At 50.3% G+C, this 19,431-nt stretch carries 19 protein-coding genes and 1 other annotated feature; of the genes, 2 read left to right on the top strand and 17 right to left on the bottom strand.

Annotation, left to right across the window (positions count from 1 at the left end):
* Nucleotides 1-62 precede the first annotated feature (62 nt).
* Nucleotides 63-271, top strand: a binding site (T-box leader).
* Between the two features lie 176 nt (nt 272-447).
* Nucleotides 448-2,076: a peptide ABC transporter substrate-binding protein gene (locus tag I2D94_RS13095; RefSeq protein ID WP_229056881.1), complete on the top strand. Its 1,629-nt coding sequence runs from the start codon at nt 448-450 to the stop codon at nt 2,074-2,076.
* A 108-nt stretch (nt 2,077-2,184) separates the two neighbouring features.
* On the opposite strand, the gene I2D94_RS13090 is transcribed toward I2D94_RS13095, so the two are convergent.
* From I2D94_RS13090 to I2D94_RS13070, 5 genes are all read right to left on the bottom strand, one after another.
* Nucleotides 2,185-3,147 carry a siderophore ABC transporter substrate-binding protein gene (locus I2D94_RS13090; protein ID WP_195397213.1) on the bottom strand — a complete coding sequence of 321 codons (963 nt, stop codon included), beginning with the start codon at nt 3,145-3,147 and terminating at the stop codon, nt 2,185-2,187.
* Nucleotides 3,148-3,288: 141 nt separating this feature from the next.
* Entirely contained in the window at nt 3,289-4,041 is a 753-nt protein-coding gene (locus tag I2D94_RS13085) for an ABC transporter ATP-binding protein (protein ID WP_072685297.1), read from the bottom strand.
* Nucleotides 4,038-5,006 (bottom strand): iron chelate uptake ABC transporter family permease subunit, encoded by a 969-nt coding sequence (locus tag I2D94_RS13080; protein ID WP_195397212.1) that lies wholly within the window; start codon nt 5,004-5,006, stop codon nt 4,038-4,040. The genes I2D94_RS13085 and I2D94_RS13080 overlap by 4 nt, the downstream gene beginning before the upstream one ends.
* Nucleotides 5,003-6,007 (bottom strand): ABC transporter permease, encoded by a 1,005-nt coding sequence (locus I2D94_RS13075; protein ID WP_195397211.1) that lies wholly within the window; start codon nt 6,005-6,007, stop codon nt 5,003-5,005. The genes I2D94_RS13080 and I2D94_RS13075 overlap by 4 nt, the downstream gene beginning before the upstream one ends.
* Before the next feature lie 555 nt (nt 6,008-6,562).
* On the bottom strand, nt 6,563-7,756 hold the full coding sequence (locus I2D94_RS13070; protein ID WP_195397210.1) for an FprA family A-type flavoprotein: 1,194 nt from the start codon (nt 7,754-7,756) through the stop codon (nt 6,563-6,565).
* A gap of 430 nt (nt 7,757-8,186) precedes the next feature.
* Between I2D94_RS13070 and I2D94_RS13065 the strand changes: the two genes are divergently transcribed.
* Nucleotides 8,187-8,387 carry a cold-shock protein gene (locus I2D94_RS13065; protein ID WP_072685293.1) on the top strand — a complete coding sequence of 67 codons (201 nt, stop codon included), beginning with the start codon at nt 8,187-8,189 and terminating at the stop codon, nt 8,385-8,387.
* 97 nt (nt 8,388-8,484) lie between these two features.
* Here I2D94_RS13065 and I2D94_RS13060 read toward each other — a convergent pair whose 3' ends face one another.
* From I2D94_RS13060 to I2D94_RS13005, 12 genes are all read right to left on the bottom strand, one after another.
* Complete coding sequence (locus I2D94_RS13060; protein ID WP_195397208.1) at nt 8,485-9,078, bottom strand: hypothetical protein; 594 nt, start codon at nt 9,076-9,078, stop codon at nt 8,485-8,487.
* Between the two features lie 160 nt (nt 9,079-9,238).
* Nucleotides 9,239-9,778: a rubrerythrin gene (gene rbr, locus I2D94_RS13055; RefSeq protein ID WP_072685291.1), complete on the bottom strand. Its 540-nt coding sequence runs from the start codon at nt 9,776-9,778 to the stop codon at nt 9,239-9,241.
* The gene (locus I2D94_RS13050) at nt 9,769-10,194 is read right to left on the bottom strand and encodes a Fur family transcriptional regulator (protein ID WP_083538618.1); all 426 of its coding nucleotides are present in this window, start codon (nt 10,192-10,194) and stop codon (nt 9,769-9,771) included. The genes rbr and I2D94_RS13050 overlap by 10 nt, the downstream gene beginning before the upstream one ends.
* An 826-nt stretch (nt 10,195-11,020) precedes the next feature.
* Nucleotides 11,021-11,872 carry a 16S rRNA (cytidine(1402)-2'-O)-methyltransferase gene (gene rsmI, locus I2D94_RS13045; protein ID WP_072685288.1) on the bottom strand — a complete coding sequence of 284 codons (852 nt, stop codon included), beginning with the start codon at nt 11,870-11,872 and terminating at the stop codon, nt 11,021-11,023.
* Nucleotides 11,869-13,212 carry a regulatory iron-sulfur-containing complex subunit RicT gene (gene ricT / locus I2D94_RS13040; RefSeq protein ID WP_195397206.1) on the bottom strand — a complete coding sequence of 448 codons (1,344 nt, stop codon included), beginning with the start codon at nt 13,210-13,212 and terminating at the stop codon, nt 11,869-11,871. Before ricT ends, rsmI begins: the two co-directional genes overlap by 4 nt.
* Nucleotides 13,205-14,200 (bottom strand): hypothetical protein, encoded by a 996-nt coding sequence (locus tag I2D94_RS13035; RefSeq protein ID WP_072685286.1) that lies wholly within the window; start codon nt 14,198-14,200, stop codon nt 13,205-13,207. Before I2D94_RS13035 ends, ricT begins: the two co-directional genes overlap by 8 nt.
* Complete coding sequence (gene tmk, locus I2D94_RS13030) at nt 14,187-14,822, bottom strand: dTMP kinase (RefSeq protein WP_195397204.1); 636 nt, start codon at nt 14,820-14,822, stop codon at nt 14,187-14,189. The genes I2D94_RS13035 and tmk overlap by 14 nt, the downstream gene beginning before the upstream one ends.
* 174 nt (nt 14,823-14,996) lie before the next feature.
* Nucleotides 14,997-16,376, bottom strand: a complete 1,380-nt coding sequence (locus I2D94_RS13025) for a hypothetical protein (protein WP_072685284.1) — start codon at nt 16,374-16,376, stop codon at nt 14,997-14,999.
* 260 nt (nt 16,377-16,636) lie between these two features.
* Nucleotides 16,637-17,164 (bottom strand): QueT transporter family protein, encoded by a 528-nt coding sequence (locus I2D94_RS13020; protein WP_072685283.1) that lies wholly within the window; start codon nt 17,162-17,164, stop codon nt 16,637-16,639.
* A gap of 364 nt (nt 17,165-17,528) precedes the next feature.
* Nucleotides 17,529-18,089: a hypothetical protein gene (locus tag I2D94_RS13015; RefSeq protein WP_072685282.1), complete on the bottom strand. Its 561-nt coding sequence runs from the start codon at nt 18,087-18,089 to the stop codon at nt 17,529-17,531.
* On the bottom strand, nt 18,086-18,910 hold the full coding sequence (locus I2D94_RS13010) for a hypothetical protein (protein WP_072685281.1): 825 nt from the start codon (nt 18,908-18,910) through the stop codon (nt 18,086-18,088). Before I2D94_RS13010 ends, I2D94_RS13015 begins: the two co-directional genes overlap by 4 nt.
* A gap of 38 nt (nt 18,911-18,948) precedes the next feature.
* Nucleotides 18,949-19,389, bottom strand: coding sequence for a DUF3788 family protein (locus tag I2D94_RS13005; RefSeq protein WP_195397202.1), 441 nt, complete (start codon nt 19,387-19,389; stop codon nt 18,949-18,951).
* Nucleotides 19,390-19,431 lie beyond the last annotated feature (42 nt).

Genomic DNA, 19,431 nt, shown 5'->3' with positions numbered 1-19,431 from the left:
TGAATGAAAATATAATCATTTTAGCATTGACATCTTTTCATTTCTCGTTTAAACTAAGAACCATAAAATCAATGAACAGAAAAAGTAATTGGAAAAATCCATCAGCGAGCTGATACAGAGTGGAAGGTCAGCGGCACGTGTTCCAATGAAAACGCATCTGGGAGATGACTTTCTGAATTCAGTAGGAAAGTCCGAATATCCGCGTTAAGGATTTGAGGAGGCCGGAATAAACCGGCAATTAGAGTGGCACCGCGAATCCATCGTCTCTAGCATAGGCTGGGGACGATTTTTATTTTCCCTCAGGATTCTGGAAAGGAGTGATGTTGATGATTCCCGCTGTAAACATATCAATTCATAAACAGAAATCAGAAATCCAACATTCCAGGAAACGTTATCGACGATGTTTCTGCATCTTTAACGAAACTCATCTAAGAAAGGAAAATAACCATGAAAAAATTAAATATGCTTCTCTGCGCAGGCTTATTCATCCTGAACACCGCCTGTTCTTCCAACGCTAATGTTTCTTCACCAGAACCGGAAACAAAACAAAATTCCATTGTCGTCGCGGTTGGAGGCCAGATCACAACGCTCGACCCCGGTTTCAATACAGAGACTGTCAACAATTACATTCTTGCCCATACCCTTTCCAGTCTGATGACCAAGGATGAAAATGGCAACGTCATTCCTGAGCTTGCCGAGAACTGCACCGTGAGCGACGATGGTCTGACCTATACTATAAAAATCAAGGAAGGGCTGACCTGGAGTGATGGAAAAGCTCTGACTTCACAGGATTTTAAATATGCCATCCTGCGCAACCTGACCTATGGCGCGGAAAACTCCCTGACGATTTACAATCTGACCACCTATTTAAAAGGCGCGGAAGAAATTGCGGCAAATACCGATCTGGACGCGGAAACGATCGAAATTGACGGAGTCCAGACGCCGGATGAGTCTACGCTGGTTTTAACTCTGAAACAACCCTGCGCCTTTTTCCTGAATCTGTTAACTGGCAACGTCTTTGCGCCGTTAAGACCGGATTTTGCGGATGCGCACGATTCCACATGGGCATTAAAACCCGGCTATCCAAGCATCGGCGCTTACCAGCTGGCGGAATGCAATGAGAACGAAAAAGCCGTCATCGTCAAAAATGACAGCTATTACAAAGCTGATGAAATCACGCTGGATCAGATTACATTTCTGGTCATGCCGGACAGCGACGCCCAGTCGCTCGCTTATAAAAATGGCGAAGTTGATGTCGCGTTAAACGTTCCGGTTGATGTTGGCGTCAATTATCCAAACCAGAACGAAGTCTGGAATATTCCGTCTCCAACCTCCTACTTCATCGCAATAAACTCTGGTTCTACCGCTCCGGAAAGCCTGAAAGACAGCCGGGTCCGGAAAGCACTGGCCCTTGCCATCGACAAAAAAGCTCTGGCTTCCACCCTGGGCCCTGAGGAATACTATCAGGCATTAGGCGGCTATGTCCCATCCGGACTTAACGGCGCAGATGGGGATTTCCGGAAGGAAGCCGACGCGAAAGGGACTCTGCAGGCGTATGACCCGGAACAGGCGAAGACGCTGCTGAAAGAAGCCGGTTATGACGAAGCCCATCCGTTAAAAATCAAATACAAATATTCTTCTTCCTTCATCCATGCCGACGTTGCGCAGATTTTGGAAGCGATGTGGAAAAATATCGGAATCGACTGCGAACTGGAGGTTGTGGAATCCGGCGTCTTCTATAATCAGATCGACAACGGCGACTTTGAACTCTCCCGGTACGGCTACACCGCCAGCGATGATCCATCCCAGTTTTTAACCTTGTGGACTATTGGACAACAAGTCGTTCCTGCGGTCGAGGATCCCGCTTATGATCAGATGATTGAGGACGCCGCGAAGATTGTGGATCATACGGAGTATATGAATGCACTGCATGCGGCTGAAGAATACCTGATTGAGCAGCAGGCCTATATCATTCCGCTGTTCAGCTATAACACACCGATCCTCAAGAGTGAGAAAGTCCAGAATGCCACGAAGAAAGGAACCACACCGTATTACGGCTACGTCACGCTGCAATAACATCCCGATTCTCTCTCCCTGCTTCACACTCCCTCCCAATCTTTTCACAAAAAAGGATGAACATGCACTTCTCATTGAGGGAAGTCACCTTCATCCTTTTTGCTTTGTTTATTTCAATAACGCCGCTTCCAGATCCTGAAGCATCACGTCCAACGCGGTAATCCCGCCTTCTGCCAGATACCAGACCGTCGGCGTGAGGTAGACGATATTGCCGTTCTGCGCGGCCAGCGTCCTGGCGGTCAATTCATTGTTCATGACTTCCTCCGCCAGCTTCGCCCCTTCGGTATTGATCGCGGAATCACGGTCGAGCACGAAGAGATATTCCGGATTCAGCTTGACTAACAATTCCATCGACGACTCGTTGCCATGGGTGGAATCCACGTCGTTCGCCAGATTGGTAAAGCCGATTTCATGGCCGATCAGCGAGCAGCGGCTGCCGTTGCCAAGGGTATTGAAGTTGCTGGAGGTCACCATGCCGATCACCGCGGTTTTGCCTTTGGCCGCCTGACGCAGCGTTTCAATCCGGCTGTCGAAACCAGCCAGCTGTTCCTTCGCTTTGTCTTCCATATTAAATAAAGAAGCGATAGTCATGGCGTTTTGCTTCACGCTTTCCACTATGCCCAGCTCGGCATCGGTGCTCAGATACACAACCGGGGCGATCTCAGACAACGCGTCGTACTGCGCGCTCAGCCGGCCGCCGATGAAAATCACATCCGGTTCGCTGGCCATCAGCGCTTCCATATCGACTTCTTTCAGCGTCCCCAGATTTACGATCGCTTTATTTTCATTATATGCTTTCAGATAATCGACCGTCGAGGATTTCGGCATGCCGACGACGCGGTTGCCCAATCCCCAGCTGTCCAGCATATCCAGCGCCGCCATGTCCAGAATTGCGATCCGCTGCGGATCGACCGGGACTTCCAGCGGACCTTTTTCCTGATTTCCGTTGAGCGTGGTAATCGTCATCGTCGCGGCTGGTTGTTGATTCGGCTGCTCCTCCTTCTGCGGTTTTGCCGTGCAGGCGCTCAGCATCAACAAGCCGGCGGCCATGAAACCCGTTAATTTCTTCATATTCTTTTCTCCTTTTTGTTTTTCCTTTGTGAACTATGATTTGTTGCGGGAAAACCTGTGATTCACATCATTCAAACTGACTTTCCTTTCCGATTCAGCTGAAATTCCTCTCTCGCCTTTCTTCTGAATTTTAGAAACCTATTAATAATAGATCGACAGCGGCCGGCCCGCGACCTGTTGAATCTCGAAATTCACGCCGTAGATCGCCGAAAGGTTTTCCTTGGTGATCACGTCCTCAACAGTCCCGAATCGTGCTACCTTACCGCCGACAAACGCGCAGATATAATCCGAGTAAAACGCCGCGTAGTTGATTTCATGCAGAACCAGAATCACCGTTTTTCCCAATTCATCGCACAGCCGGCGTACGATTTTCATCATGTTTGACGCGTGGTAGATATCGAGGTTATTCGTCGGTTCGTCCAGTAGAATATAATCCGTATCCTGAGCGATCACCATCGCGATCATCGCCCGCTGCCGCTGCCCGCCGGACAGCTCGTCGATAAATTGATCAGCGATCGCTTCCAGCTCCATGTAGGCCAGCGCTTCATCCACTTTCCGCCGGTCTTCTTCCTGCAGCCGCCCCTGACAATAAGGGAAACGGCCGAAACTGACCAGTTCGCGCACCGTGAGCTTCATCTGAATGTTGTTGGACTGCGTCAGGATCGCCAGCCGTTTGGACAGGTCGCGGCTGTTCCACTTCGCCAGATCCTTTCCTTCAAACTGCACCAGTCCCGCATCTTTAGCGACCAGCCGGGAAATCATCCCCATGACCGTCGACTTGCCCGCGCCGTTGGGACCGATCAGAGACAGGACCTTGCCCTTGGGAATTTCGAAGCTCACCTCGTCGACAACCCGTTTTGCGCCATAGTGCTTTGTCAGTTGTTTAATAATCATGCCCGCTGCCTCCCTTTTCCAAATAACAGAATCAAAAAATACAAACCGCCGCCGATCGTGATGAATACGCTGACCGGCATGCTGTAAGAAAAGCCATGCTCGACGATCAGCTGTCCGCCGACCAGAACGATCATCCCCAGCACGGCTGCGCCAAAAATCAGCCAGGTATGCCTGTATGTCTTAAACAGCTGCCGCGACAGATTCGCGATGATCAGGCCCAGAAAGGAAATCGGACCGACCAGCGCCGTGGCGATCGCGATCAGCACCGTTACGCCCAGCAATAACCGGCGGATCGTTTTGTCCACATCCACGCCCAGATTTATCGCCTGATTCTTCCCCAGCGCGATCACATCGAGCAGCTTCAGCTCCTTCCGTAACACGAAGATCACCAAGCCGATCAGCACGGCTGAGATCGCCAACAGACTGGAATTGACGTTGGAAAAGCTGGCAACCAGCGAGCTTAACAGCGCGTCGTATTCGTTGGAATCCATGATCCGGGTCAGCGTCGTCTGCATGCTGGAGAACAACGTCGACATGACCGTGCCTGCCAGCAGCACATAGAGAATCTGATGCTTCATCTTCTTAAACAACGTCCCGTAAATCAGGATCGCGGCTGCCCCCATGATCGTCAGATCGACGAGAAACGAAAGCTGCGGATGGCGGGCGATCAGACTGCCGGAGCCGAGAAAGAACACCACTGCGGTATGGATCAGGGCGTACAACGAATTCATCCCCAGCAGGCAGGGGGTCACAATCGTGTTTTGAATCAAGGTCTGGAAGACAATCGACGCACCGCCGATACAGAAGGCTGTCACGAGCATAACTAACAATTTCGGCACGCGCAGGCGCATCGCGAATTCAACATATTTCGGATTGACATTGAGCGTCAGATAGCCGATCACCGCCAGAATCGCCAGCGTGATCAGAACCGCCGCTTTAAAATGATTGGCATCACAGCGCTTCATCCTCTGCAGCCTCCCTGCGCTTTTCCGACAATCCGCGCTTTTCCGTTGAGCCGCATCCAAAGCAGGCCGATGAAGATCAGGCTGCCCAAAATCCCGACGATCAGCTCGATCGGCAGTTCATACGGCGCGATCACGATCCGGCCGAGCATGTCGCAGACCAGCACGAACAGCGCTCCGAACAGCGCGGTATCGGCTAATGTTCCGCGCAGCTTATCACCCTTGAACATCGTGACCAGATTGGGAACGATCAGTCCAACATAGGAAATACTGCCGGCCACCACGACGATGCTGGCGGTGATCGTCGCGGCGATCGTCAATCCCAGAAACAGCACGGCGTTATAAGGCACGCCGAGGTTCTTTGAGAAGTCTTTGCCCATGCCGACAATGTTGAAATGGTTGGCAAACAGAAACGCCGCCAGAACTAACGGCACAACCAGAATGACCAGCTCATAGCGCCCCTTCATCACCAGGGAGAAGTGGCCGACCAGCCACGAGGAGAGCGCCTGCGTCATTTCGTATTTATACGCCAGATAGTTCGTGATTCCGCCGATCACATTGCCGAACATAATGCCGACTAACGGCACCATCACAACGTCCTTGAACTGAATCCGCTGGATAAACGCCACAAAGATCCAGGTTCCCGCAATCGCGCTGACGAAGGCAAAGCCCGCGCGCACCCATAGCGTCGAGCCGGGCATGAACAGAAAAGCGAACAGAATTCCCAGCTGAGCGGAGGAAATCGTCGCGCCGGTCGAGGGGGAAACAAATTTATTCATGCACAGCTGCTGCATGATCAAGCCGGCCACGCTCATGCCCATGCCAGTGCATAAAATCGCCAGCAGCCGCGGCAGGCGGGAAAGAACCAGAATCTCCAGCGCCTCCCAGTTTCCATTCAGCACGTCGGATACGCCGAAATCCGCCGCGCCGATCAATAACGAAATCCCGGAACAGACCAAGAGAACTGCGGTCAGAATCAGCGTACTTTTAAATCGTTGAAGCATAACGTTCTCCTTTCATTGTTGAATGTTAGTTCAATCTAACATTGATGGAAAAATAAAAGAGTCGACGTCGGATCGATTCTTTTCTCTTTTAGTTAGCTATATCTAACCTTAAGCGTAATCAGCTTACCATGACTGTGAAAAAAATGCAAGCGTCCTTTCACCGGATTTCTGGAAGTTCCTGTAATCTGGCGAAAAGAATCATATTTCAGACGGAACCGTTTTCTTAGCGGCGGCATTCCCCTGCGTTTTAAACTTTCCTTATGGCAAAAGTCCCTCTGCGATTTTGAAGATTGAGGACAATTAAAAAACAGACGGTATCCGCAGTAATTCTTCCCTGGCTCAGGGTAAGAATAGAATTTCCATACAAAAAAACAGGCAGGATAAAGCGTTGTATAACCGTTTATCCTGCCCATTTCATCATGCAAATTCGACTAAGAACCTTCCCAGCGGCAGCCATCTGTTTTCGTGACTTCCCATTATGCGCTTGAAATGAATTTGAAAGAAAGCGGCTCCTTCTTTAATTGAAAGGAAGTCCGTTTGCTTAATAAACCCAGTTTATTTCCCGGCGATCTGTTCCACCCAGCGCCGTCCGGCCTGTTCTGCTTCCTCAAGCTGCGCCATGGACGGCTTAAACCGCACTTTCAAGGCTGGCATGACCGTAATCCGCAGCTGTTTTAACCGCTCTTCCAGATGAGCGAACGCTTCCCCGCTCCAGCCATAGCTGCCGAAGACTGCCGCAAACTTTCCGCCGTGCACGACCGGATTCAAATAAGAGAGAAGCATCCAGACCGGCGGCAGTGCTTCTGCCAGAATCGTCGGCGAACCCAACAGAAATCCCCGGGCCTGTTCCAGCTTTTCCACCACTTCCGTCACCGGGATCTGCGTCAGTTCCATCAATTCCGCTTTCCAGCCGGCACTTTCAATACCCCGGGCGATCGCCTGCGCCAGCTGTTCCGTGTAGCCATAAGCGCTGACATAGGCCAGAATCAGCTTGTTTTCCAACCGCGGTTCCGCGCTCCACCTACGATATTGGTTTAAAATCTCCTCCAGCCCGCAATCCAGCACCGGTCCATGACCAGGACAGATCATCTTCACATCCAGCCCGGCCACTTTGTCCAGCGCTTTCCGCATGAATGGGCGAAATGGCTTTAAAATATGATCATAATAGTATTTTAACGCACTTTGATAGGCCGTTTGATCCTCGACCTCACTCACGCGCAGCCCTTCAAACGCATAATGTGCGCCAAACGAATCACAGGTAAACAAAATCCCATCTTCCTGTACCAACGTAACCATCGTATCCGGCCAATGCAGATTGGGCGCCATGATAAACCGCAGCGTCTTTTTGCCCAGATCCAGCGTCATGCCTTCTGCCGCTGTCAATGAGCGGAAATCCTGATTGACGATTTCCTTTAAGAATTGCAGCGCCGCCGGACTGCCGACGATGGTCAGATTCGGATTCACTTCCAACAACTTCGCGATCGAACCGGCATGATCCGGCTCGGTGTGATTCACGATCAAATAGTCGATTTGATCGACTGGCAGCACCGCTTCAACGCGCTTTTCAAACTCATCAAAAAACGGAAGCTTGACCGTTTCGATCAGCGCCGTTTTCGCTGTACCTTTAAGGATATACGCGTTGTACGTCGTTCCATATTCCGTTTCCATGATGATATCAAATACCTTCAGCTGCGGATCCTGGACACCTACCCAGGTCAGGTCGTTGGTTATTTGTTGATTGATTGCCATCCTGCATCACTCCTTTATTCATTCTTTCCCAGAATTCTGGAAATTAACAGAAATCTTTTCTTTCCTGATTATCATAGTCAAATTCTGAACAAATTTCTATCAGAATGCTTCCTGCTGATCAATTTTGCGGGGTCTTTCAGACCCGGGGAATTCTCTTTCAAACAAGGATGCAGAGCTTTGAAAAAAGGACTGATTCTGTCTTCTTTTCGCTTCTGATTTTTATCCGGGAATCCATTAAAATTATTACAATTTCGAACAATAACCGACTATTTCATCCAAATTTATCATGAAATCCGGATTGATTCCGCCAGGAAATCGTGCTATATTGTAGTTAGATTTTCAAGGCTATAACTATAATTTCACATGAGGAAAGGATAGTTAATTCCCGCGCTCATGTGTCTTTTATTATAGTGGCATAGGAGGACAGCTCATGGTTACAGGAAAAGTCAAATGGTTTAATGCTGAAAAAGGCTACGGATTCATCACGACGGATGAAGGGAAAGACGTCTTCGTTCATTATTCCGCGATTCAGACAGAAGGTTTTAAAACCTTAGACGATGGCGAAGCGGTAAGCTTTGAAGTCGTCCAGAGCGATCGCGGCGAACAGGCTGCGAACGTCTGCAAGCTTTAATCGTCCTTTCGAATCAGACATGCGAAAAGCACTCCTGCGAGTGCTTTTCTTCTTGGTTCAGGGCTTAAAAGAGAAATGGCTGAGCCTGTCCCCTGCCTCAGACAGTTGAGGGAACTTGGGGATAGATTAGACAAGCGACGTTCACGTCTGCTTTCTGTTTCATCCAGTAACAATGGACAGGAAAAGGCAGCGCCTCTCCCTCCGGCTCCATCGCCTCATTCTGCCGATCCTGCACAAACAGCCATAACGCCGCAGGATAATCCCGGGACTTGATGCCAGAATGCAGATGTTCCAGTTCCGCGCTGATTTTACGCTCCTTTTTTACCTTCACAAATTCCAGGCATTGACTTTGGTTCAGCGGCTGTCCGTTATGCACTAATTGACTGATCATTTTGACCAGCCATTCGCCATTCCAGGGGTCCGTCAATCGACTGCGAATCTGCCAGGATGGATAACCGGCCAGCGGTTGAGGACTGATAATTAAAATTGGCTGGGGAAAGGAAGCGGCCAGCTGCGGATCCACAGCTTTCGAGGAACATAGAATTGTCTGATCCCATTTTTCGGGACGGCTGCCGGCATCTTGAATTTGGATGTACTCAATGACGAGATCGCCCGTCTGATGGCGGATCCGGTGAACCTGATCCTCGGCCTGCGGGTCAATCGGATCGCATTGCAGGATTCTGATTTTCATTGCGTTTTCCTCCGATTCTGTTTCCAATGTATGTCCCGGAATCCATAAATATGAATGGGATCGGTGATAAACCGGAGCGGAATCTGAAGCGAAAGCTTGAAATAGAAATAAGGATTAAAAGAAAAAGGACCCGGCGAGCGGATCCTGTGAATCAGAGAAATTAATAGTTGGCTTTTTCAACTTCGAAGAAAGACTTCGCATAGCCGCACAGCGGGCACAGACCCGGAGCGTTCTTGCCGACCAGAGTATAACCGCAGATCTGGCATTTCCACATGACGTCTTCTTCCTTCTTGAAGACTTTGTCTTCCTTCACATTGCTTAACAGAGCCAGATAACGTTCTTCATGGCGCTTTTCGATTTTGGCAACCATGTCCATCTGGGCCGCGATCTTGTTGAAGCCTTCTTCACGCGCAATCTTGGCGAATTCAGCGTACATGTCAGTCCATTCGTAGTTTTCGCCATTGGCCGCATCCTGCAGGTTAACGTCTGTCGAAGGAATCTGATCGCCATGCAGAGCCTTGAACCACAGCATCGCATGTTCCTGTTCGTTGCGCGCTGTTTCCTCAAAGATATTCGCGATCTGTTCCATGCCTTCGGCACGAGCCTTCATTGCATAGTAAGTGTACTTGTTGCGGGCCTGAGATTCGCCTGCGAAAGCGCTCATTAAGTTCTGTTCAGTTCTTGATCCTTTTAATTCCATTGTTCTTTACCTCTTTCTTTCTCTTTTTCCTGTTTGTCTTTACACTGGTTGCAGCAGCCTTCCAACGAGATATTCAGATCTTCCACGCTGACGCCCATCTGATCTTCCACCTGGCTGATCATCTGCTCCTCAACGGAGAAGGAAACGTCGAAATACCGCTTGCAGTATCGACAATAGAAGTGATGATGCTTTTTCGGATTTCCATCGTACATGAATCCAGCGCTGCGGTCCTGGAACTTCTGGATTTCACCCAGTTCCGACAACAGATTCAGGTTGCGATAGACGGTTGCGATTCCGATGGAAGGATCAGCTTCTTTTACCTTCTGGTAAACCTGCTCGGCATTCATGTGAATTCCTTCGCCGCGCATCACATCCAGGATCAGCTGGCGTTGCCTTGAATTCCTGCGAATCATCATCTCACCTCCTAATAACGATAACCTTTATCATTATAGCATAAGTTTTCTGAGAGTCAAGCCGCTGCGTTCAAAATTTTTTAAATTTTTGATTGGTTTTCCGAACGGATATGCTGAATATCCCCCCTTGGACGCCGACGTTTGAGAACCGGGATCTTCCGGTGGGCAACGAGGGGAAAAATCCTGAATGAAGCGCATTGCCAAAAATGGAAACAGAAGTTGACAGGCAGACTTCTGCCGTGGAACAAAAGAAAACAAAAAATCAGGTATACCGGATAATCCGGGCCCTGACGTTTTGTTTTTGGATCAGTCTTTTTTACAGCTTTCTGGTTGATCGGGCTGTTGATTTTGTTTCCTTCTGCCGTAAGTTTATAAAAGCTGTGAAAGCAGATAAAGGAAAGAACCATGAAAAGAAGGTGGAATGATGCAGCTGTTCCTTGATTTTGCCGCGGCAATGCTCGTGCGTTTGTCAGGCTGGTCTGCCTAAAATCCTTCCGCGCCCCGGCCGCTGCGTATTTTGGGGTTGATTTTCTTCAGCGGCTTATTTCTTGTGCTTACCGTCATCACCCTTGGATCCGGTTCTCTGGCGATTGTTCTGTTTGCCAGGCAGAAAGGTGCGCAGGGAATCTTTTTTACAGTTCTTGCTTCAGGGCTGACCGGTTTCTGCCTGTGCTTCCTCAAAACTTTACTTAAGGAAATCCGGCAGAAAACGCATTAGTCTATGTTGAATCCGTTCTGATCCTTTCGGCATTTTTTTCATTATTTCCCAATTCGATATAAAAAGCTCTTTCGGTATCGGGGATTTCCGATCCAGAAAGAGCTTTCTTCTTTATGATTCCTGATGATATGCGCGGTAAATCTCATTCTTGGACACGCCGGATTCCTTCGCAATCTGCCTGATCGCATCAGCGGCGGACATCCCGGAACGGATCCGTTCGTTAATCTGATCGGTGATCTGCGCCATATCCAGAGCCGGCTGGCTTTCCTGTCCGCAGCCCTCCACAACGAGGACCATTTCGCCTTTCAGACCGGCCGCCGCCGCTTTCAGCTCGCTTAAGGTTCCGCGCAGAAATTCCTCGTGCCGCTTGGTGATTTCCCGGGCCAGACATGCTTTGCGGTCGCCCAGAACGTCCAGACAATGCCCCAGCATCCGCTCAATCCGATGCGGCGCTTCATAGAAGATCATGGTGAACGGCAAGGATTTCAACCCTTCCAGCTCCTTCACGCACTCGCGGTCATTGCTGGAAAGAAATCCTTTGAACAAGAATGGCTGAGCTTTCAAACCGGACGCGACCAGCGCGTTGATCGAAGCACTGCAGCCAGACACCGGCACGACGTTATACCCCGCGGCCGTTACCTGCTCGACGATATTCTGCCCCGGATCGGAAATCAGGGGATACCCGGCGTCGGAAACCACCGCGACGGACTGACCTTGTTCCAGCAGATTTAACAATCCTTTGGCGCTTTCCCGTTCGTTATGAGAATGATGGGCGATCATGCGGGTATGGATATCGAACACTTGAAGCAGCTTCATCGTGTTGCGGGTATCCTCCGCGGCGATCACATCCACTGTGCGCAAAATCTCAATCGCCCGAGGCGTCATTTCTTCAAGATTCCCAATCGGCGTCGGCACGAGATACAGCGTCGGTTTTTCATTGGAAAAGCTTTGCTGGCGAATCATTTCTGATCCTCTCCCGGCGCATTTTTCGGCTGACCCTCTTTGCGGCCGGGATGCCGCCGGCGGCGATTCGGTCGTTTCCGCTCCTGAGTTTTCGCCTCGCCATCACCTTCCTGCGCCTTAACTTCGCCTTCCGGTTTGACTTCCTTCCCGCTCTCCCGCGGCTTCTGATGTCTGCGGTTCTCCTGCGGTTTGCGATCCTCGCGGCGCTTTTCTTCCGGTTTTCTTTCCTCCGGCTTCTTTTCCGTTTTTTTCTCACCGGGACGCCGGGCAGGTTCTCTGCGTTCCTGCTTTTTCTCTTCGGCAGGTTTTCGGTCGGTTACTTTCCGATCGTCCTGACGCTCGGTTTCCTTCGCCTCCGCTTCCCGACGCTCGCCCGTTTCCTTACGGTTGTTTTCTTTCCGTTCGTTATCCCGGCGGTCATCCTTGCGTTCGCCAGGCCGGTTTTCTTTCTCTTTGTTTTTTGCGTTCTGGGCTTCCGGGCGACGGAACACGCCCTTTTCCATTAAATCCGCAAGCGTAATAAACTGTACGTTTTCCCGATTTTCCAGCTTGGCGGTCCCGTTGATCACGTTCATCGACGTCACGCGGTACAGCTTGCCTTCATATTCGACCTGAGCGTTCATCTTCGGTAATCCGGCGCGCAGCTGTTTGTAATTCTCATCCTCAAATTTCAGACAGCACATCAGCTTGCCGCACTGTCCCGACAATTTCTGAATGTTCAGAGCCAGCAGCTGGTTCTTCGCCATGTTGATCGACACGACGTCAAAATCATCCATGAACCGCGAGCAGCAGGTTTCCATGCCGCAGGTGCCCAGACCGCCGATGATCTTCGCTTTATCGCGCGGACCGATCTGACGCAGCTCGATCCGGCACTTGAAGATCCCCGCCAGTTCCTTTAACAGCTCGCGGAAATCGACACGCTCGTCGGCGACATAGACGAAGATGATCTTGCTTCGATCCAGCGTGTATTCGCAGCTGATCAGATTCATATCCAGCTTGAGCCGGGCCACTGCTTCCTGACAGCGGGCCAGCGCTTCTTTGGCCAGATCTTTATTTTCGGCATACATCTCGCGGTCATGCCGGGTCGCTTTGCGCAGCACCGGCTTGAGCGGCGTATTCTGGGTGTGCATCGACACGTCGCGCAGGTTGCTGATGATCTCGCCCATCTCGACGCCCCGGATAGTTTCCACGACGACATAATCGCCATATTCCAGCGTTTCATCGTTCGCGCCAAAGCTGTACGCCTTACGCGAATTCTTAAACCGCACGGAGACGACATAGCGGTAAGCCGGAGCCGGTTTGGATTCTTCCGTTTTTACAGCTTCCTGATTTTCACTCATCTTTCATTCCCTCCTTCATTTGATAAATTAACTGATCCGCCAACAATGGCAGATTATAACTACGGGACAGCTTGTCCCGGCATTCAAGCAAAACGATAATCAGCCGATCCAGCCGCAGCGGACGCTGATTCCAGTTTCCTATTTCCTCCGCCATCCAGGCCGGGCCTTCCGTATGCCCTACCGCGGCGTCGCGGAGAAATTGAAGCAGACAGTCGATAAAATAACCGAAGGTTCGTTTGTCCTTCTCCTTATCCTTGCTTCCCAGATACTCGGTCTGCATCCACACCAGCACTTCTTCTTCACGCAATGGGAATTCACGGATAAACCGGCGCATCATCAGCATTCCATTCTGGTACGCTTCATCCTCAGCCGTCTGTTTGATCTGATCGACGTCGCGGATCATGTGCGACAACAGATAGCCGTCGGTTTCGTCAAGCTGTTCTTCCAATGCGATCTGATGTATCTGACGCTGCGTCAGCGGCCGAAAGGTCAGCGTCTGGCAGCGGGAGACGATCGTCGGCAGAATCCGGTCCTGATTTTCCACAATCAGAATCGCGAGAGTATCAGAGCCTTGCGGCTCTTCCAGAAACTTCAACAGGCTGTTAAGTGCTTCGGGCGTCGTGTTCTCCGCGTTGTTGAGAATATAGACTTTCTGTCCGCTGCGCTCCAGTCCGGTTTTATTGAAACGTTCCTGCAGCGAGCGAATTTCCTCTTTTTTAATCGACTTGGACGCGCCGTCCAAAAGAATCAGATCGGCATAGTTGCCCTCCGCAATCCGCTGGCAGTCGATGCATTCTTCACAGGCGAATCCGTCGTGAACATGCTGACAGATCCGGCTTTGCGCTAACAGAAGCGCCGTTTCCAGACGCGGCGTTCCCTTCTGCCCGACAAACAGAAACGCATGCGCCAGTTTCTTCTGCATTAACGCGTGTTTCAGCGTCTGATAAACGACCGGCTGCTGAGCCTGTAAGCGTTCAGCGAACTTCACGTTGGATCAGCGCTCCAATCGCTTTTACACAATCGTCAATCACCTGCTCAACCGGCTGGGAGGCGTCAATCACGATCATCCGTTCGGCAAACCGCCGACGCACCTGGCGATAGCCTTCACAGACGCGCAGATGGAAATCAATCTTTTCCTGATCGAGCCGGTCTTTGTCCTGCCGGCTGGCGATCCGGTCCAGCCCCTGTTGAGGAGCCAGGTCGAGATACAAGGTTTTATCCGGCCAATGGCCTTCGATCGCAAACTCGTTGATCGACAAAACTTCTTCGATCCCCAAATACCGGCCGACGCCTTGATAAGCCAGCGAGCTGTCGACGAAGCGGTCGCAGATTACGACCTTGCCTTCGGCTAAGGCCGGCAGTACTTTTTCGATCAAATGTTGCCGCCGGGCCGCGGCGTAAAGCAGCGCTTCGGTCTTGCTATCCATTGCCGTGTTGGCAGGATCGAGAATCACGCGGCGGATTTGCTCCGCAATCTCAATCCCTCCCGGTTCCCGGGTATATAGGGAATCAACGCCCATTTCCTGCAGCCGCTTCGCCACCGCCGTGCTGACTGTGGTTTTCCCGCTGCCGTCCGGGCCTTCAAATGTAATAAAATAACCTTTTTTCATATACGCTCACCCTTGATCTCCTGTGCTATTATATCACGGTTAACCGTAGTTACGCTACAACCTTTCCCTTCCTGCGCAGGCGGGATAGAACGCTGAATTTCTCCATAGAAAAGAACTATCCGCCCGGATAAACGGATAGTTTTCTTTTGTTAACGCTCTCTTTTTTCCCTGCGCTTAATACCGGACAGCCCAAAGCAGGTGGTAAAACTGATCATCACCGGTATCTTCCAGCTCCGCAGTCCAGTGCGGCATGCGGTCGAGATTGTCTTTCACCGTCTGAATAATCTTTTGATTGGCATTGTTCAATCCATTTTCGGCTTCGATCGGAATCCCTTCTACAATCAGCTTGTTATCCCAATGAGGCACATAGGTCACAAAATCCACGGTGATTCGATTATCTGATTGCTTTTGATCCAAAACGATCACACCGGGACTGGCTGGCAGCCAGTCGCCTTCGCGGGAATAGGCGACATAGCTGTTCACACTTTGGCTGTAAACGACACCGCTGCTTAACTTCCGGTTATCATAATCGTCATAAACATAATCCTGCCCGCTCAGCACCTTTGCCGCCTTGTTCATGTCTGGCTGGGTAACCAGCGAGCCATAGCCCTCGCGGATCGCGAAGTCCGCAAACCGCACCTGTCCTTCGGCATTCCTGCAATATCGGCCATCGCAGCCATAGTCAGGAATCGCGCTCATCAAGGTTGGCGCCAGCGCTTCCCAATCAATCGCAGAGGGATCGTCGAAGCCCTGATCCATCGCGGTGAACAGGTACAATGTTTTCTCAAGCTTTGTCGTATCCTTCAGATATAGCGTATCCTTATCATTAAAATTCATTTCCACTTCCAGCGTGATATCCGGCGTGATCGCCCCAGGTTCCAGAATATCAACATGCTGATCATAAAGTATAGCAAAGTTTTCTGCCAGTTCATTCAGATTCATTCCTGGTTTAATTTCAGCAGCGACTGCCACCATTTGTTGAATCAGAGTGCGCTGAGTCAGCGATTGATTCCAATATCGTTTAAAATAACTCAAACACTGACCATAAAGCGATGGTGCAAAATTCATTTTCTTCCCTAACGTCTTAGAATTCAATTCTGCGTCTTGAAGCTCCAAAGTTTGCGGGTCGAATTGAATGAGGAACCGCTGATGGTCTTCTGTAACGATTTCCGATTGCCAAACAGAATCAGAGCTCTTCAAATTCATCATAAGCTGCGCTGAAAATACTGCTGTTTTAATAACGCGATCTTTCTTTTTGTATTCGATCGTCACATCAGGAAAACCAAAAGTGATTTCAGAATTAATTAGATTGACGACAATATCTCCTTGACCCAATGTATCTGTAAAGACCCATGCCGCTTCAGTGATGTCCAGTTCATATTGATGACTAAAATCATACCAGGCTGCATTCAGGCGATCCATCACACCTTTATCATTCAGGAACTGCCGTAATAGAGTTTCTTCATTCGCTGTCGGCGTTGGCACCAACGAAGGCATCGGCACATCCGATGTCGGCTTCACGCTGCAGCCGCAAAGCAAAATCCCGATCATCATGACTGTGAGCGTTCTTGTCCAATGATGTTGTTTCTTCCTTTGCCTTCTTTCCCGGCCCATTCTTTCCCCCCCGTAATTCTTACATTCCTTCTTTCCCCTCATTGTAAAGGATAGAGGGGAAGGAAGGCAAGGTCTTTCATGAAATTAGAAGAATTAAAAAGTGGTTATCAGGAATGGTACAAAAAAAGACGCCCGAAAGCGTCCGAAATCCCTTTAGCAGTCTGTCTTGAGAGGTCTTTTCAACAGAGTCGATCTTACCTTTATAATCCGAAGCGCCTGGCCACCTGCGCTTTATCCAGCGCTTTGACTAACGGCAAGCCCAGAACGAAGCAGGCGATCAGCTCGCCAAAACCGACTTCCAGCGCATTGATCATAAAGCCGGTAACCAAAGCGGTTGGATAGAGAACATACGCCAATTCCGCGCCCACGATCACGGCGTTGAACAGCACCGGCATCAGCGCTGAAACGAGCGGCAGTCCTTTGACGCAGAGCTTGCGGAACTTCCAGGTCAGAAGAGCGGCCAGGAAAGTCGCCAGCGTCCCCGCCAGCACATCAAAAAAGCCTAACAAATTGACGCCCATGATCGCGCCGATCAAGTTAGTCAGAAAACAGCCCAGCGTCACGCCGGCAATCGCCTCCGGGAATAAAACCGGAAGCAGCGTCATCGCTTCCGCGATCCGGATCTGAACCGGTCCGAATGAAAGCGGCGCTAACGCCAGAGAAACGGCGGCGTACAACGCGGCGATCACCGCGCTGATACAAAAACGAACTAAAGTTTTGTTTTTCATTATCTTATTGAATTCCTTTCGTGTTTTGTTTATTGTCAGGGGATTGCGACTGACATTTCTTCTCTCAAAACGTTTACTATTATAACAGATTTTATGAACTTATAAAGAGGAAGAAAACGATTGTTTTCCCAATCGTCTGGTTAAGTAGGATTCTGGAAAAAATCATATTGATATTTGTAAGATAAACTGTCTAATCAACTTGCTAACGCTTCTTTTATAAAATCGAATCATCCGAATGAAATCAGAAGCTCTTTCTTCACATCTGAAAACACACTTCCCTAATCGTGCGATTCCGTTTTATCATTTTTTCAATTTTCACTCGCCAAAAGGACAAAAAACCGGCGAACCGGTTTTCTGATCAAATTCAAATTCTCGATTCTTCCTCGCGTGGCAGCAGCGAGTCGCTTTCCGAATACAGCATAACGCACGCCATCAACATGCCGTAAACCAGCCGGATGATCAGCTGGACGATCTGCGAGGCCCAGGCCGCGCCGATGAACCAACAGGCCGCCTCGGCGATGGCGCATAACGTGAACGCCAGCATGTAGATTTTCATGCGGAGATCCGTTTCCTTCGCTTTTTCCCGCAGCCGCCGACGGCGGAACTGCCGCCAGCACCCTTCAAACATTTTCGCAAAGCCGAACAGTTCAAAGATCCTGCATACCAGCATCAGAATGCCGCTGTACCGCAGCGGCAGACTGGCCGCCAACGACAACAGACAGCAGATCATCGCGCCTAAAAGACCGACGCCGGAGATCAGAAACGCGCGGATTTCGCTGGCTCTGAAGCTCATCAGCATGCCTGCTGCGCACAAGCCGTAGCCGATCATATTAAAACCCCAAACCAGCCCTTCCCAAGGCAGTTTTACGATCGTCAGGGTCAGAAACATCAGGCCCCAGAAAATCAGAAGCATTCCCTTTTTCATTCGCTGCCTCCCTTCCGCGTGGTCGACAACAGGTTGAAGACGTTAAACCCTTCCTGCCGCTTGCGCTGGGTGGAAAACTGAAGATCGAACGGATTGCCTTTTTCATCTTCCAGAACCATCGTCGGGCTGAGCCGCATGGATTGCAGCGGATCGACCGTTTTGTCCTTAAAGCTGCCCTGAATCACGATCTCGCCCTGCGGCACAAGCAACCCTTTCCATTCCTCCACCGGCTTGTCGTTGATAATCAGTTCCAGCACATCCAGCACATTTTCCGTGGTCGTACTGGAAATACTGGCAAAATGCAGCATTTTCGTCGCGTTTAACCGAATCGTAAAGCTTCCGTCATCCTTGGACGTCATTTCCGTAATTTCATACGGACCTTCATTTTTTTCTTTCGGCACCAGCTTCAGCTTGCCCAGCCGGATCTGTTCCTCACTGCCGTCGGTGAACGTCAGGATCGCGTCGGACAAGTCCAGCCCGCCGCTTTCCGGCCACTCCGTGTCCATCGGCGCGATGACCGCCTGCACCGTCGTCACTTCAAACGGACCGAAGCTCTGCGTCGTGCGCCCGATCACATAGACCGGAAAATCCCTGGCGACAAAGCGCATCGTTGCGACGGTTTTCGGTTCGTCCTGAGCGCTTAAATAACTGAATTCAAAGCCCATCATTTCCGCCGAACTGCTCTGATAGATCAATTCGGTATTCTGTTCGATAATCGTCAGGCTTTCCACCCGGAACACGCTGACCAGAAGCAGCAGCACCACGGCGCACAATCCCAGTATGCCGGTCAAAATCAGTAATAAACGATTGCCTTTTCGCATAAGTCAGCCCCTTTCTATCGTTGGTTTCCAATGGTATTTCACCGTTTTTTCGGCGGCGCTTTTTTTATCATGATCAGCCGGATTATTTCCTCAATTTCCTCTTGTTCCAGAATTCGATAACGGATCCAGCCGCCTTCCTCCCCGCACGGATACCGGTTTTCCCACAGAGTCCGCGCCTTTTCACTCCATGAGGACAGGCTCTCTTTCATCAACGGCACGCGCGCGTCGCCGATCTGAAGCATCACGGTGAACGCTCCCTGTTCAAAAAAGACGTAAACTAAGTGAACAGCCTTGTGACTGTACTTCACACCCCAACCGTAATCGTTGCCAAAAGGGAAGCGGAGTTCTTTGCGCAGATCGTAAAGATCCGCAAGCCGTGTTTCCAACAGGTTCAGATAAGCACAAGCTTTCATGCCCAGCGTATTTTGAATTTCCAGAGTGGAGGGACGATGCCCGCCGTCCAGCATGCGTTCATACATTTCATCCGCCTCCTGTCTTCCTTATTGGTCATCAGTCCTTTC

Origin of the sequence: Holdemania sp. 1001302B_160321_E10 (genome assembly GCF_015552275.1) — a bacterium.
GTDB lineage: Bacteria > Bacillota_I > Bacilli_A > Erysipelotrichales > Erysipelotrichaceae > Holdemania.
The sequence above is the reverse complement of the archived record's forward strand: the minus strand, read 5'-3'. Positions and strand labels throughout refer to the sequence as shown.